The organism is Streptomyces sp. NBC_00223, assembly GCF_036199905.1.
In the GTDB taxonomy this organism is placed as follows: Bacteria; Actinomycetota; Actinomycetes; order Streptomycetales; family Streptomycetaceae; genus Actinacidiphila.
Genome location: NZ_CP108109.1, coordinates 3,641,585 through 3,657,899 on the forward strand (window position 1 = coordinate 3,641,585; position 16,315 = coordinate 3,657,899).

The following is a 16,315-nucleotide window of genomic DNA, read 5'->3' on the forward strand; positions in this document are numbered from 1 at the left end:
CCGCCCGTCCCCACGGCCCCCACCCCTTTCACACGGCGCAACGATCATAGAACGCTGCGCAATAGCGCCGGCAGGCCGAGCCGTCCGCCGAGCCCTGGGCTCGGCAAGCGGCCACCCCGGCGTAGCTTCCCGCTACCGGCCGTTGAGAACATGGCGGCAGACACGGCAGTACATGGCGGCGAACCGCCCGTACCTGCGCATGAGCTGACCGCACCCGGAGCACGGCCCGAGCTCCCACGGCGGGCACCCCAGCGCGTACGACGCCGCGACACGCTCCACGTCGGTGACCCGCAAGGGGTCTCGGGGCCGCTGGACAGGCAATCGGGGAAGGGTGAAGCCTCCGGTCGACTGGCCGAGATCGCGGAGCGGGCGAGCGTCGTCGGCGAACCAACCGTCCTCCCCGGCGCGGCAAGTGCGGTCGAGCTCCAGCTCGGCGAAGGTGATCCGATCGTCGTCCTCTTGGGCCGGGGCCTCGGGCGGGAGTGTTTTCTCCCCGACCAACTCCTCCCAGATGGCGCGGTCGTCGGCCGACACCCACATGTGACGGCCGGCACGGCCGCCGCCACGGTTCGGCACGTAGACCGGAACGCTCTCGCCCGTGGCGCTCTGCAGGACCAGGTCCTCCACGTGCACCGGTCTCTTCTCCGGCAGGCACAGCGCCGGCACGAACCAGTCCGCGTGCATGGCCCCGCAGTGACCGGCCCCCTCGCTGATGAGGCAGTGGCGTTCGCTGCTCGGCACGCACTTCCAGACCTGGAGGTGCCGGTATCCACCGCGGATCAGCATCTCCTTGCCATCGGCGATGTCCTTCCAGGGCATGTCGTCGACACGGACCCACGGCGCCCGGTCGATCAGGGACGCGGTGCGGTCCTTGGCGACCCACAGCGGCGTGATCCCGTGGTCCACGGCGTTGGCCGACCGCCGGTGCACGCTGCTCGGGCTGAGATGGTGGTACTGGATCTCCCACCCGATCCGTAGGCCGTCGGGCCCGGTGACGATGGCATCCGAGATACTCCGCCGGTTGGCCGTGGCCACCTCGGACTCGGCCTCCAGGCCGAACTCGATGGCGGTGTCGACGACCCTGTCCTTCGTGGCCTTGTGCTGTGCGCTCTCCGCCGGGGTCTCTTTGTGGGTTACCGGTAGATGGGAGGCGACCAGAGGCCGGCTGCCGCCGACCCGGCCACGGCGGACGAACATCCAGGGCGACTTGCCGCCCGATTCCGAAAGGCATTTCTCCCCGCGGTGATGTGCGAGGCATTCAAGCAGTCGCGGGTCGCGCTCGGCGACGCTCGCGGTGATCTCACGGAGCAGGTCGGGTCGCCCAGGGTAACCGAGGTCAGGCAGCGACAAGTTGATCTCTATGCCATACCGGGTGTGCCACACGCCGTTAGCCATCCCTCAATGGTAGAAGGGGATACTGACATTGGCAGGGTTAGCGGGTTCCCGCGGTCGGCCGCCGTGCGGCAGTAGGATCAAGTTCCTTGCTTGCCAGCTTGTTTATCCCGCATCCCGATGAGTTCGCTTTCTGAAAACACCTGCGCCCAGCGCACATTCGACCTCAGCCAGGCGCAGCTACTCGCCTCGGGGCGTTGGCGGGCTTCATCTCACTGATGCGTTGCCTCTGCTCCCCACCGGTCCTGGACGACTTGGGGTGATGTCATCCATGCGCCCAACGCCGCCGCGGTGCGGCCGTCGACTGGGCGCCCAGGCGGTACGACCCCAAAAGAGGAGTCGGGGAGCTGAACGACAGCAACGTGGGCGTCAGTACCAACGCAGCACTGCATGACGACCCGCACTATCCCGTTGACAACGTCAACGCAATGCTGCCACTCTTCTCGATACCAGAAGGTGTACACTCCCCGCGGGGATACAGCCACCTTGCGCTCGGACGAGGCAGATGGGGAGGGCCGATGGGCATGGAGACGATCGCGGGACGGTTCCAGATCACGGGGATCGTGGGGCGCGGGAACATGGGCGAGGTGCACCGCGCCGAGGACCTCCAAGCAGCCCCGAACTCCCCGCACCGCGAGGTCGCCGTCAAGACCGTACTGCGCGGCAGGACCGGTGTCGCGGTCGATGCTTCGGGCCCCGGGAAAGAAGTGGACCGTTTCCGCCGCGAAGTGCGGATCATGCGGATGCTGTCCCAGGGACACCCCAACCTCACCCTGCTGATCGGCGGCGGCGTGGACCAGACGCCGGGTGGAAGCGGACTGCCCTACCTGGCCATGGAGCTGCTGGACGGCCATCCGCTGGCAGACCTTATCGACGAGGAGCCCCAGCTCCCGGTCTCCTGGGCCGCCGCGATCGGGGCGCAAATCGCCGCCGGTCTCACGGCCGCGCACACGGCCGGAGTCGTCCACCGCGACCTGAAGCCGGCCAATGTGATGTTGACCCAGGACGGCACCGTCAAAGTCCTCGACTTCGGCATGGGCTCGATCGTCGACGATCCCGACCAGACGCGCCTGACCAGCACGGGCGTCAGCATCGGCACGGCCCGTTACATGGCGCCTGAGCAGTTCCGGGCCGAGCGGGTCTCCGCCCTGGCGGACCTCTACGCGCTCGGCTGCATCATGTACGAACTGTTGATCGGACAGCCGCCGTTCTCCGCCAAGACCCCCTATGAGCTGTCCGAGCAGCACCAGCACGCGAAGCCGCCGCAGCTGACCCTCGTACGCCCGGATCTGCCGTCCGAGCTGGTCCGGCTTGTGGACCGTCTCCTGGAGAAGGACGCCGAACTGCGACCCGAGAACGCCGCACTGGTCCGCGAGGTGCTGGTCCCCCTCGCGTTCGCGTCGGACGACACGGCCGCCCTGCTCGCTCCGCACTGGCAAGTGATGGACCCGGTGGCGCGGCTGCGCGCCCTGCTGCCCGAGCCTGCCCCCGCCGAGCCCGCGCCCGCGCCTCGCAGGGAGCCGCGCCTGCCGGAGGCGATGGACGTCTTCGGTATCCACGCCGACCTGGTCAGGGAGTACGAGAACTTCACCAAGAGCGCGACGGTGGTACGGGACGCTCGTATTGAGGGCTTCGTCAACGAGGACCTGGCCGCGAAGTCGCAGTGGCCCGATCCGTGGCTGTCGCTGAACCCGTTCTTCGCCGACGGCGGGCAGGTCACCGACCTGGTGCGGGACGGGGTGCTGCATCCCCGGTGCGCGGAGATCTTCCAGGCGGGGAAGAAGGAGACCTCCCTCCGTCCGGACGGCCGACCGCTGACCTTCCATCGCCACCAGCGGGAGGCTGTCGAGGCGGCGCAGGCGGGCGACTCCTATGTGCTCACCACGGGTACCGGTTCGGGCAAGTCGCTGGCGTACATCGTTCCGATAGTGGACCGAGTGTTGAAGGAGCGTCAAGCGGCGGGGCCGGGTGCGGGAGGTCGGGTACGCGCGATCGTCGTCTACCCGATGAACGCGCTCGCCAACTCGCAACTGATGGAGCTGGAAAAGTATCTGCGCCACGGTTTCGGAGCGGGCCGCGAGCCGGTCACCTTCGCCCGCTACACCGGCCAGGAGTCCGACGAACAGCGCCGAGAGCTGCGCAAAAACCCTCCAGATATCCTGCTGACCAACTACGTGATGCTGGAGCTGATGCTGACCCGGCCGGACGATCGCTCCAGCCTGATCCGCATGGCCGAGGGGTTGCAGTTCCTCGTCTTCGACGAGTTGCACACTTACCGGGGCCGACAGGGCGCAGACGTGGCGTTTCTGATTCGGCGGGTCCGTGAGGCCTGCCGGGCATCGGCGGCCCTTCAGTGCATCGGCACCTCGGCGACCATGTCCACCGAAGGCACCTGGGAGGAACAGCAACGCGAGGTGGCCAAGGTCGCCGGGCGGCTGTTCGGAACGACGCTACTGCCGAAGCGGGTCATCGGGGAGACCCTGGTCCGTGCGACCGAGGAGGCCCCCGCACACGTGCCCGCCGAGCGGCTGCGGGTGCCGGCATCTCCCCGTTCGTACGAGGCACTGACAAAGGATCCGCTCGCCCGCTGGATCGAGTCCCGATTCGGTCTGGAGCGCGAGGAGGGTACGGAGCGGCTACGCCGTTGTTCCCCTGTCACCATCGAGACGGCCGCGGCCGAGCTCAGCGCCCAGTCCGGGGTGGCCGAGGAGGCCGTGCGTGGGGCAATCCGGACGACCCTGGAGGCGGGTTCGCAGGCCAAGCATCCGGTGACGGAACGACCGCTGTTCGCGTTCCGACTGCACCAGTTTCTCTCCAAGGGCGACACCGTCTACACGACGCTCGAGGATCCGCTCACCCGGCCGCTGACCCGCACCTACCAGCTGGAGCAGCCGGACAGCGACGGCAAGCTGCTGTTCCCCCTGGCCTTCTGCCGCGAGTGCGGCCAGGAGTACCTGACCGTCTGGCGTGCCGAGGAGGGCGGTACATTCCGGTATGAGCCACGCCGGAACACCTCCGCCTCAGGGGGCCGCGACGGCGAGGGCTACCTGTACCTGGGCATGCCCGGCGAGGACTACGAGTGGCCGGCCGATCCGCAGAAGGCCGTGGACGACCGGCGGTTGCCGGAATCATGGCTGGAGCCGGACACACAGGGCATGACGGTCGTCAAGAAGTCGTACCGGCCCCGGGTGCCCAAGCGCGTCATCGTGGACGCATTCGGAAACGAGTCCGTCGAGGGGCTGGTGGCGGCATTCGTCCCGGCGCCGTTCCTCTTCTGTGTGCACTGCCAGGTCTCTTACGAGCAGACCCGAGGCCGCGACTTCGCCAAACTGGCCACCCTGGACCAGGAAGGGCGCTCATCGGCCGCCTCGCTGATCTCCGCGTCGATCGTGAAGTCTCTGCGGGCGGTGCCCGCGGGGAGCCTCAGTAAGGAGGCGCGCAAGCTGCTCACCTTCGTCGACAACCGGCAGGACGCTTCACTGCAGGCCGGCCACTTCAACGACTTCGCGCAGGTGACGCAGCTACGTGGCGCGCTGTACCAGGCCGCGGTACGGGCGGGCGAGGATGGGCTGCACCACGACGACCTCGCCGAGGCTGTTACGGGGGTGATGGGGCTCTCGCCGCTCGAGTACGCGGCCGGTACGGACCTGGCGCCGTCCATGGAGCGGCGGGCGGTCAAGGCGTTCCGTGATCTCGTGGGGTTCCGCCTCTACCGCGACCTGGAGCGCGGGTGGCGCGTCACGATGCCGAACCTGGAGCAGACGGGGCTGCTGCGGATCGATTACGAGGACTTGCACTGGATCGCCGAAAAGCCCGAGCGCTGGCAGTCCGCCCACGCCGTGCTACGGGGCGCCGACCCGGCGCTGCGCGAGGAGGTCGCCCGTACGCTGCTCGACTTCATGCGGCGCGCCCTCGCCATCGACGTGCAGTACTTCCGGGACGACTTCGACACATTGCAACGGGCGAGCGAGGAACGCCTCACCGGACCGTGGGTGCTGGGCGAGAGCGACCGGCCAGCTGTCGGCACCGCCTACCCGTACGGCTCACGGCCGGGTATGGAGCGTTCCGCGCTGTTCCTGTCGGCCCTTGGCAAGTTCGGCAAGTATCTGCGGCGGAACATGCCGGAACTTCGCGACCTGCCAAAGGACGACGTCCAGTGCGTCATTGAGGACCTGCTGAAGGTGCTGCGGGATGCGCAGCTGGTCAACGAGGTGGAGGTGGCCCCCGAACGTTCAGGACCCGCCTTCCGCCGCCGTGCAACGGACAAGCGCATCGGTTACCGGGTGTCGGCCGCCGCCCTGATCTGGCGGGCCGGCAACGGCGAGCGAGGTGCGGTCGACCCTCTGGCGCGCACGTACAGCAGCGGTGAAGGTCCCCGCGTCAACCCGTTCTTCCGCGACCTGTACAAGACCGCCGCGGCCGAATTGGCCGGCCTGTTCGCGCGGGAGCACACCGCGCAGGTCACGCCGGAGGACCGGCTGGAGCGCGAGAGGCAGTTTCGGAACGCCGAACTGCCCCTGCTGTACTGCTCGCCGACGATGGAGTTGGGCGTGGACATCTCCTCGCTCAACGCCGTGCTCATGCGCAATGTGCCGCCGACCCCAGCCAACTACGCGCAGCGGTCCGGACGGGCCGGACGCAGCGGCCAGCCCGCGCTGGTGGCCACATACTGCGCGACAGGCAACAGTCACGACCAGTACTACTTCCGCCGCTCCCAGGACATGGTGTCCGGGCAGGTGGCTCCGCCGCGCCTGGACCTTGCCAACGAGGACCTGGTCCGCTCCCACCTGCAAGGCATCTGGCTGGCGGAGACCGGCATGAAGCTGGGCGCCGCTATCCCCGACATCGTCGACGTCGCCTACGACCCGGAGACCGGCGACCGTCCCGACCCCCACATGCCGCTGCCGTTGCTCCACCACATCCGTGACCTGTCTCTGGACGAGGATGCCCGTCGGCGCGCAGTCGCTGCCGCCCGCTCCGTCCTCAGCCCGCTGATCGCGGACTTCCAGGCGACCACCTGGTGGTACGACGAATGGATCGAGGACCGGATCGAGCGGGCCCCGAACAAGTTCGACGCCTCGTTCGACCGGTGGCGCCAGCTGTTCCGGGCCGCCGTCATCGACCAGTACGAGCAGAACAGGCGCGTCGTCGACCATACCCTCACTCCGGGTGAGCAGGGCCGGGCGCGCTCCCGCCGCCGCGAGGCGGAAACCCAGACGAACCTGCTGCTGAACCGATCCACCGACAGCAAGTCGGTGATGAGTGACTTCAATCCGTACCGCTATCTGGCATCCGAGGGGTTCCTGCCCGGCTACAGCTTCCCGCGTCTTCCGCTGGCCGCGTACATCCCGCGCTCCGGCAACCGCCGTAACGCCGACGGCGACTACCTGCAGCGCCCGCGCTTTCTCGCGATCCGCGAGTTCGGCCCCGGCGCACTCATCTATCACGAGGGCGCCCGGTACCAAGTCACCCGGGTCCAGCTGCCGCCGGACGCGTCCGGCGACCTGGCAACGGCGGAGGCCCGGCGCTGCGACGGCTGCGGCTACCACTACGACGTCAAGGTCGGAGCCGACATCTGCGCGATGTGCGGGGAGCCGCTGACGGGCAAGCGCACTGGCCTCTTGCACATGCACACCGTGTACACCACACCGCGCGAGCGGATCTCCTCCGACGAGGAGGAGCGCCGCCGGGCTGGTTTCCGCCTTGAGACGTCCTACGCGTTCCAGGACCACGGTGCCCGCACAGGACGCCTCACCTCTCATGTGAGTGACGCCGACGGGAGTCCTGTCCTCGATGTCGACTACGGCGACTCGGCGACGGTCCGCATCACCAATCTCGGGCGCGTCCGCGACAAGCAAGGCGAGCCGGACGGCTACTGGCTGGACCTCGGCGACGGGCGCTGGCTCAACGACCGGGCCGCCGCGGACGCCATCGAGGGCACCGGCATGCCGGTCGTCGATGAGGGCGGCAACGAAAAGCACCGCAAGAAGCGGGTCCTGCCGTATGTGGAGGACCGCCGCAACATCCTCGTGGTCACCCTGGACGAGCCGCAGCCCGAACCGGTGGCGCTGTCGTTCCTGTACGCGCTGGAGCGCGGCATCGCGGCGGCGTTCGAACTGGAGGACTCCGAGCTGACCGCGGAGCTGCTGCCTCCGGACGACGGCCCGCGCCGCCGCATGCTGTTCACCGAGGCTGCCGAAGGCGGCGCCGGTGTCCTGCGCCGGATCCAGCACGAAAAGGAGGCCCTCGCCAAGGCCGCACGTACGGCCTTGGATATCTGCCACTTCGACGCGAAGACCGGCGAGGACCAAGGCGGGCCGACGGACCACGAGAAGTGCGCCCGCGGCTGCTACGCCTGCCTGCTGACCTACGCCAACCAGGCGCACCACCGCCAGCTGAGCCGACACGCCGCACGGCCGCTGCTGTCGCGGCTGGCCGGCGCCCACACCGAACGGGAGGACCGCGGCGAATCCCGCAGCGAGCACTTCCGCAGGCTGGCTCCGGCAGCCGCCGGCGCGAACGCCGACCCCGGCGTCGCCCCGGCGTCCTCGCTGAGCTCGCTGGAGGCGGATCTGGCGGCCCTCGTCGCACGGGGTGACATGGTCGGCTGGCTCAAGGCAAAGGGCTACCGGCTGCCGGACGAAGTCAACGTCCTCGTCCAGGTGGCCGGTGCCTGCCCGGACCTCGTCTTCAATCTGGACGGTGCCAACCTCGCCGTGTTCGTCGACATCCCCGGTCACACACCCGACTCCACCCGCGATATCGAGGCCGGCTATCGCCTGGAGGACGCGGGCTGGGATGTCCTGCGGTTCCCGACGGACGCGGACTGGGACGCCATCACGGACAACAACGCCGCCTACTTCACCATCCGTTGATCGCCTCGCTGGCTCCGACCTCTAGGAACTGAGACACTTCATGAGCCTCACATACACAGCCGGCTCGCTGGTTGCGGCCCGCGGCCGCGAGTGGGTGGTGCTGCCCGAGAGCGCCCCCGACATGCTGGTGCTGCGTCCGCTGGGCGGAAGCGAGGACGACATCGCGGCCGTCTTCCCCGCGTTCGAGGACGTGCATCCAGCCGAGTTCGCGGCGCCGAGCCCGGACGACCTGGGGGATCAGCGGGCCGCCGGTCTGTTGCGCACGGCGCTGCGCATCGGGTTCCGGTCGGGGGCGGGCCCGTTCCGCTCGTTGGCGTCCATCGCAGTGGAACCCCGCGCCTACCAGCTGGTCCCGCTGCTGATGGCACTGCGGCAACGTACCGTGCGGTTGCTGATCTCGGACGACGTCGGCATCGGTAAGACGGTCGAGGCGGGTCTGATCGCCAAGGAACTGCTCGCGCAGGGTGAGGCGACCCGGCTCGCGGTGCTGTGCTCCCCCGCACTTGCCGAGCAGTGGCAGGGCGAGCTGCGGGAGAAGTTCGGCATCGACGCCGAACTGGTCCTGGCCTCCACGGTATCCCGCCTGGAGCGCGGTCTGGAGCTGGGCCAGTCCCTGTTCGACAAGCACGCGTTCACGATCATTTCGACGGACTTCATCAAGTCGACCCGCCACCGCGAGGACTTCGTACGGCACTGCCCCGACCTGGTGATCGTCGACGAGGCCCACACGTGCGTGGCCGCTGACGACGCCGGACAGAGTGGCGCGTCATCTGGCGCGAACCAGCTCCGCTACGAGCTGCTGCGCAAGGTGTCTGCTAAGGCGGACCGTCATCTGCTGCTGCTGACCGCGACCCCGCACTCCGGCAAGGAGTCCGCCTTCCGCAACCTGCTCGGCTTGGTGCGGCCCGAACTGGCGGCTCTGGATCTGGATTCCCCGGCCGGACGGGCCAGGCTTGCCGAGCACTTCGTGGCCCGCAAGCGCGCCGACGTCCGCGAATACCTCACCAGGGAGGACGGCCTCGCCGACGACTCTCTCGCCGAGCGGACCGCCTTCCCGTCCGACCGCTGGACGAAGGACGAGCCGTACAAGCTGACCCCCGACTACCGGGCGCTGCTCGACGACGCCATCGCCTACGCCAGGGACCGCGTCCAGGCCGCTGGCGAGCAGGGCCAGCGGGAGGCCCGTATCGCCTGGTGGTCGGTGATCGCGCTGCTGCGCTCGATGGTCTCCTCGCCGGCCGCCGCCGCGCAGACGCTGAAGACCCGCTCCGAGTCCGCCGCCGCCCGTACCGTGCACGAAGCCGACGCGCTGGGTTCTTTGGTGGCCGCCGACTCCACGGACAACGACCGACTGGAAGGTATGGACGTCGCTCCGGGCGCTGCCGAGTCGGAGGACGCGGGTGCCCGGTTGCTCGAACTCGCCGAGCGGGCCGAGAAGCTCGTCGGACCGGCCCAGGACGCGAAGCTGAAGGCACTCACCCGGCATCTGAAGAACCTGATCACCGACGGCTACAACCCGATCGTCTTCTGCCGCTATATCCCCACCGCCGAGTACCTTGCCAAGCAGCTCGACGGCAAGCTCGGCAAGAAGACCAGGATCGCCGCTGTGACGGGTACCGTCTCCCCACAGCAGCGGCTGGAGCGCATCGAGCAGCTCGCCGCCGAGTCTGCCGGGGAGGTCGGCGACCCGGCCGCCCGCCGCGTGCTGATCGCCACCGACTGCTTGTCCGAGGGCGTCAACCTCCAGCACCACTTCGACGCCGTCGTCCACTACGACCTGGCCTGGAACCCGACCCGCCACGACCAGCGCGAAGGCCGCGTCGACCGCTACGGCCAGAAGCGCGACCAGGTCCGTGTCATCACCATGTTCGGCGAGGACAACGGTATCGACGGCAAGGTCCTGGAGGTGCTGTTCCAGAAGCACCGGCAGATCAAGAAGGACCTGGGCATCTCCGTGTCCGTGCCCGACGAGACCGCCTCCGGCGTTACCGACGCCCTCGTGGAGTGGCTGCTGCTGCACGGACGGCAGGGAAGCCAGGACAGTTTGTTCGACCTGGACGGCCACCAGGAGTCCTTCGACCGGATCGAGCGCGAGTGGAGCTCGGCCGCCGAGCGGGAGCGGACCTCCCGCTCCAAGTACGCCCAGCGCGCCATCCACCCGGAGGAAGTGGCTCGCGAGGTCGCCGCCGTACGAACAGCGCTCGGCGGCGCCGAAGAGGTCAGGGACTTCGCTCTGGAGGCGCTGCGCGAGCTGGACGCGCTGGTCCGCGACCCGCGCGACGGGAGCGGCGACTTCACCGCCCAGCCTGGCGGCGCCCCGGCCGGCCTCCGCGACGCGCTCGCCGCCACACTCGGCGGCCGACTCGTCGAGGAGGATCGCGAGATCCCGTTCCGGACCACTCCGGCGATCGGCCGCGGCGAGGCCGCCCTCGTCCGCACCGACCCGGCGATCGGAGCCATCGCCTCCTACGTCCTGGATTCGGCGTTGGACGCGAACACGGCCGGCCCCCGGCCCGCCCGCCGCTGTGGTGTGGTGACCACGGACGCGGTCGTCACCCGCACCACACTCCTGCTGGTCCGCTACCGCTTCCACCTCACCCTGCCCTCCCGCACCGGCGAGCGGCAGCTGGTCGCCGAAGACGCCCGCCTGCTCGCCTACGAGGGCATGCCGTCACGCGCCCGCTGGCTGGACGACGACGCAGCCACCGCCCTCCTCGCAGCCCGCGCAACTGCCAACACCCACGAGCAGCTGGCCCGCAACCACATCGCCCGCGCCCTGGACGGCCTGCCGGATCTGTCCGCTCACCTCACCGAGTACGGCACCGATCTGGCCGCGGAACTCGACGCCTCGCACCGCCGGGTCCGCAGGGCCGGACAGGAGATCGTCCGCGGCCTGACGGTCGTCCCACAGGAGCCGGCCGACGTTCTCGGTGTCTACGTCTACCTGCCGCCGGCCGCCCCCGCCGCCTCTACCGTGTCCGGAGCCGAAGCCTGATGCCCGCCGCCACCCGTACCGCTCTGGCCTTCACCACCGTCACCACGGTCGGCGGGCTGCTCCCCTCCGACATGCTGCTGCGCATCGCCGAGGCGCGGAACCTGCCGGGCACCAGGCCAGCTGACTACGGCCTGCCCGCGTCGGTACCCGTACGGGACGAGGCCGAGCGCGCCTGGGAATACCTCAAGCCGCTCTGGCGCGACCTGCGTTCAGCCCTGCCCTCCGATCCCACGACCGGGGCGCCCGCCGCCGACCCGACCGGCCGGGCCAGTACCGACTGGCTCGCCCAGCTCTTCCGCAAGCTGGACTTCGGCACGCTGTCAGAAGTCGGCCCAGCCGGCATCCCCGCCGACTCCGACCCGGACAAGCGCTTCCCCGTCTCCCACCGCCACGGCCCGGCCCTCGTCCACCTGATCCCCTGGAACCAGGAACTCGACAAGCGACCGGCCCCCGGTCAGCTCCCCGCGCAGTCCATGCTCCAGGACTGCCTCAACCGCACCGAGGCCCACCTGTGGGCGGTCCTCACCAACGGCCGCCGCCTGCGGCTGCTGCGCGACTCGTCGTCCTTCGCGACGGCCGCGTACGTCGAGTTCGACCTAGAGGCCATCTTCGACGGTGAGCTGTTCAGCGAGTTCGTGCTGCTCTACGCAGTTCTGCACGCGTCCCGGTTCACGGTGCCGGAAGGGGCGGCAGCGTCGGGGTGCTGGCTGGAGAAGTGGCGCGGCGAGGCCGTCACTTCGGGCGCCCGCGCCCTGGACCAGCTGCGCCTGGGCGTGCAGAACGCGCTGACGACGCTCGGCACCGGCTTCCTGCGCCACCCGGACAATGCCCGGCTGCGCGAGGACACCGACCCGAAGGCACTTCGGGACGCCCTGCTGCGCCTGGTCTACCGTCTGCTATTCGTCTTCGTCGCCGAGGACCGCGACGCTCTGCTCGACCCGGAGGCCGACGAGCGGCAACGGGAGGCGTACGAAAGGTACTTCTCCTCGGCCCGGCTGCGTCAGCGGGCCCGCCGCCGCCAGGGCACGGCCCACGGCGACCAGTACGAGGCCCTGCGCATCGTCCTGGCTGCCCTCGGCGCCGAGGGTGGCCGCCCCGAACTGGGATTGCCCGGCCTTGGCGGCCTTTTCTCCCACGCGGACGCCGACACCCCACTCGACGGCCTGAAGCTGTCCAACGAGGCGCTGCTGACCGCCGTCCGCCACCTCGCCCAGGTCCGCGACTCGGGCGCGCGCCGCTGGCGCCCCGTCGACTACCGCCACCTGGACGCGGAGGAGCTGGGCTCGGTCTACGAGTCCCTGTTGGAGCTGGAGCCCAAGCACTCGGCGGCGGACCGCAGCTTCGAACTGATCGAGGTCGCGGGGAACAGCCGTAAGACAACGGGTAGTTACTACACTCCGTCGTCACTGATCGAGTGCCTACTGGATACGACGCTCGACCCGGTGATAGACGACGCGGTCAAGCGCGGCGAGAAGATCACCGCCGAGGCGGGCCACGCCGACCCGGCCGACGACATCGTCTCCGAGCTACTGTCCCTAACCGTCTGCGACCCCGCTTGCGGTTCCGGCCACTTCCTGGTTGCCTCGGCCCGCCGCATCGCCAAGCGCGTGGCATCGGTCCGCGAGCGCAACCCGGAGCCCACGGTCGACGCCGTGCGACACGCCCTGCATGAGGTCGTCGCCCGCTGCATCTACGGCGTCGACCTCAACCCGATGGCTGTGGACTTGGCGAAGGTCTCCCTGTGGTTGGAAGCCCTGGAGCCCGGCAAGGCACTGGGATTCCTGGACGCGCACATCCGACACGGCAACGGCCTGATCGGCGCGACACCGAAGCTGCTGGTAGGCGGCGTTCCGGACGAAGCGTTCAAGCCGATCGAGGGCGACGACAAGAAGTACGCGGCCGGTCTCGTCAAGCGCAACAAGTCCCAGCGGCGCGGCCAGGACGAGCTGGCATTCGACACGGAGACGCTGCCCGGCAACGAGCACTACGCCACTTCCCTGGCCCGGATCACCACCGCCCGCGCCGACCTCCTGGAGCACGTCCGCGCCCAGGAGGACGCGTACCGGGCATACGTCGAGTCCAGCGTGTACGTCCAGGACCTGCACGCCGCCGACGCGTGGTGCGCGGCCTTCGTCTGGCCCAAGCACGAGGGTGCGCCCGAGGCCCCGACCGACCAGGTCTTCCGCGCCCTGCGCTCCCGCGACCAGGCGGCCGTCCCCGACGTCACTCACGCCGAGATCCTGCGGCTGCGCGACCAGTACCACTTCTTCCACTGGCACCTGGAGTTCCCGGAGGTGTTCGCCGTCCCGGAGTCGGGCACCGGGGTCCAGCCGGGGACGGGATGGGCCGGCGGCTTCGCCGCGGTGGTGGGGAACCCGCCGTGGGAGCGGGTCAAGCTCCAGGAACAGGAGTTCTTTGCGCAGCGCGACCCGCGTATCGCGGAGGCCACAAACGCCGCTGCTCGCAAAAAGCTTATCGCCGCCCTGCGCAACGACCCGGACGGGGCACGCCTATTCGCCGAGTTCGGCTCAGCCAAGCGCCGCGCGGAGGGCGAGAGCCACTTCCTCCGCATGAGCAACCGTTTCCCCCTGAACGGGCGCGGCGACATCAACACGTACGCGGTTTTCGCCGAGACGGATCGGACGCTCACCGGGCCGGGCGGCCGGACCGGCGTGATCGTTCCGACGGGAATCGCGACGGATGCGACCACGCAGTTCTTCTTCAAGGACCTCGTCACGAAGGGGCACTTGGTCGCGCTCTACGGTTTCGAGAACGAAGAGCGGATCTTCCCTGGCGTTGACCACCGCGTGAACTTCGCCCTGTTCTGCATGGCAGGCTCGGGCTCCCCGGACACTCCAATCTCCATCGCCTTCCGGCTCCGCCAGGTCGCGCAGATCACCGAGCGCGCCTACCACCTGACTGGCCGCGACATCCAACTCCTCAACCCGAACACTGGCACGTGCCCCGTCTTCCGTGAGCCACGAGACGCCGAGATCACCCTCGGCATCTACCGACGTGTCCCGGTCCTCATCGAGGAGGCTAAAGGTGCGGTCGGCAACCCGTGGGGCATCACCTTCATGACGATGTTCCACATGTCGAATGACTCCCACCTCTTCCGCCCCGATGCCCAGAACAGCGAGACCTTCGACGACCTCCTCAAAGCGGGCTGGGAGTTGGACGGCAACGTGCTGGTGCGCGGTGAGGAGCGCCTACTGCCGCTCTACGAGGCCAAGATGCTGCACCACTACGACCACCGTTTCTCCACGTACGAAGGTGCCACGGAGAAGCAGCTCGCAGTGGGCACGCTGCCGCGCCTCACCGTCGACCAGCATCAGGATCCAGCCGCCACCCCGCTACCCCGCTATTGGGTTCCGGAGCAGGACGTTCCCACGGGCGAGTCCGATAAGAACAGCACAGAGATCGAGGAGGCCGGCGTCACTACGCGACTCAGCGGCAAAGGCTGGACCCGGAACTGGGTGCTGGGGTTCCGCAAGATTTGTCGGTCCTCGGATGAGCGCACCGCCATCACCTTCATGTTCCCCAAAGGTGGGCTGGGCGACTCAGGCAACATTCTGCTCCTCAGCAAGGATGAACAAGCGGGCCTGGTTTACGCCAACTCTGCCGCCCTGCCTCTGGACTACGTCTTGCGTCAGAAGCTTGGCGGGACCAACTTGAACTTCTTCCAGTTCGAGCAGCTCCCCTTCCTCGGGCCTGGCCAGCTTGCCCCACACGCCATGAGCCTCGTGCCTCGGGTCCTCGAACTCGTCTACACCGCACACGACATGGCCCCCTTCGCCCGCGACCTCGGCGACCCCGGCGACCCCTTCCGCTGGGACCCCGATCGCCGCGCAGTCATCCGGGCCGAACTGGACGCCCTCTTCTTCCACCTCTACGGGATCGACCGCGAAGACACCGCCTACATCATGGACACCTTCAACGTCACCCGCGACAACGACATCAAGGCCCACGGCACGTACCGCACCAAGGCGCTGATCCTCGCCGAGTATGACCGCATGGCCGCCGCTGGCCTGACTCTGGAGAACCCGCTCACCGAGGGCGAGCCCGGCGGCTATCGCTCCACGCTCACCCCGCCCCCCGGCCAGGGGCCCCGTCACGGCTGACGCCACCACCCCCGGATAGCCGCAACCGCCGGCCGCCCAGGGCGAGGTCGCTTAAGGGAGGGGAACCCGGTGGTACGTCGAAGTCAGACCAGCAACCCGCGCTCGGTCGTCATACTGTCCTCGGGCACCGATTGGGTTACCCGTGCAGTCGGGCAGCGGCGTGGGAGTGGGGCCGAATTTCCTCTGCCCCGGCGGCAGGATGGGAAGCTCAAGGCGCTGCGGCAGACCATCGGAGAGATACGCACGGCGATCAACGCCAAGCGCTGGCAACAGGCGCGCTACATGCTCAGCCACGCTCGGGCACTCGTCAACGTGCTTCCCGCCGACCAGACCAAACAGGAGCGCGAGCAACTCTCGCTGCTGCGGAAGAAGTTCCAGGCACGCAACACGCCGGCCGCCAGTAACGCCCGCAAGGAAAGGCTGAAGCGCGCCGCGCGGGCGAACAGCAAGAAGTCGGCCGCGAAGAAGGCCACGGCACAAGCCAGGCAGAAGCCAAAGCCCACGCCAGCACCTGACCTCGGCAATCGCCAGATCAACCGTGCCGCTCCCGGCTACGCCCCCACCGACGAAGCATAGGGCAGAGCTGTAACCGCGCGGGTGCGCCGACCGCCCCGGCAGTCCAGCTCCGGATAGCACACCCTGAGATCTTCCCGGCAGATGGGGCTACTAGTTCGGTACGTCCCGTGGGGCGGCGAACGTCGTGAACGCGGACCATGCGGAAGGGTCGAAAGTGAAGGTGGGGCCCTCGAGACCCGCGCGTGCGCGGCCACCTCGACGCAGGCTCCGCCCTCGCTGCCGCTGTAGCTGGACTTGAACCATTTCAAGGACTCGGTCATCGCTGCTTACTCGTACATCGCCGATGTACGAGTAACAGGACTGGCACATCGCGATAACCCTGCGCGAAGCTGGCGTTCATGAAAGAAGACCCACAA

General features: G+C 68.8%; 6 protein-coding genes. 4 read left to right on the plus strand and 2 right to left on the minus strand.

Annotated elements, in window-relative coordinates:
• Nucleotides 1–132: 132 nt before the first annotated feature.
• A complete protein-coding gene (locus tag OHA30_RS15230) occupies nt 133–1,395 on the minus strand; it encodes a hypothetical protein (protein ID WP_328914378.1) in 1,263 nt (420 codons plus the stop codon).
• 515 nt (nt 1,396–1,910) lie between these two features.
• On the opposite strand from OHA30_RS15230, the gene OHA30_RS15235 reads away from it, so the two are divergent.
• The 4 genes from OHA30_RS15235 to OHA30_RS15250 all read left to right on the plus strand — a co-directional run bounded on the left by OHA30_RS15235 (nt 1,911) and on the right by OHA30_RS15250 (nt 15,959).
• On the plus strand, nt 1,911–8,267 hold the full coding sequence (locus OHA30_RS15235; RefSeq protein WP_328914379.1) for a protein kinase domain-containing protein: 6,357 nt from the start codon (nt 1,911–1,913) through the stop codon (nt 8,265–8,267).
• A 40-nt stretch (nt 8,268–8,307) separates the two neighbouring features.
• Nucleotides 8,308–11,262, plus strand: a complete 2,955-nt coding sequence (locus OHA30_RS15240) for a DEAD/DEAH box helicase (protein WP_328914380.1) — start codon at nt 8,308–8,310, stop codon at nt 11,260–11,262.
• The gene (locus OHA30_RS15245) at nt 11,262–15,383 is read left to right on the plus strand and encodes an Eco57I restriction-modification methylase domain-containing protein (protein WP_328914381.1); all 4,122 of its coding nucleotides are present in this window, start codon (nt 11,262–11,264) and stop codon (nt 15,381–15,383) included. Before OHA30_RS15240 ends, OHA30_RS15245 begins: the two co-directional genes overlap by 1 nt.
• Before the next feature lie 69 nt (nt 15,384–15,452).
• Nucleotides 15,453–15,959, plus strand: coding sequence for a hypothetical protein (locus tag OHA30_RS15250; protein WP_328914382.1), 507 nt, complete (start codon nt 15,453–15,455; stop codon nt 15,957–15,959).
• Here OHA30_RS15250 and OHA30_RS15255 read toward each other — a convergent pair.
• Nucleotides 15,935–16,219 (minus strand): DUF397 domain-containing protein, encoded by a 285-nt coding sequence (locus OHA30_RS15255; protein WP_328914383.1) that lies wholly within the window; start codon nt 16,217–16,219, stop codon nt 15,935–15,937. The genes OHA30_RS15250 and OHA30_RS15255 overlap by 25 nt on opposite strands.
• Between the last annotated feature and the right edge of the window lie 96 nt (nt 16,220–16,315).

Bases quoted from the DNA above. Each gene is read 5' to 3' on its own strand.
- OHA30_RS15240 (WP_328914380.1), top strand. From the start codon at position 8,308: ATGAGCCTCACATACACAGCCGGCTCGCTGGTTGCGGCCCGCGGCCGC.
- OHA30_RS15255 (WP_328914383.1), bottom strand. From the start codon at position 16,219: ATGACCGAGTCCTTGAAATGGTTCAAGTCCAGCTACAGCGGCAGCGAG.
- OHA30_RS15235 (WP_328914379.1), top strand. From the start codon at position 1,911: ATGGGCATGGAGACGATCGCGGGACGGTTCCAGATCACGGGGATCGTG.
- OHA30_RS15230 (WP_328914378.1), bottom strand. From the start codon at position 1,395: ATGGCTAACGGCGTGTGGCACACCCGGTATGGCATAGAGATCAACTTG.
- OHA30_RS15245 (WP_328914381.1), top strand. From the start codon at position 11,262: ATGCCCGCCGCCACCCGTACCGCTCTGGCCTTCACCACCGTCACCACG.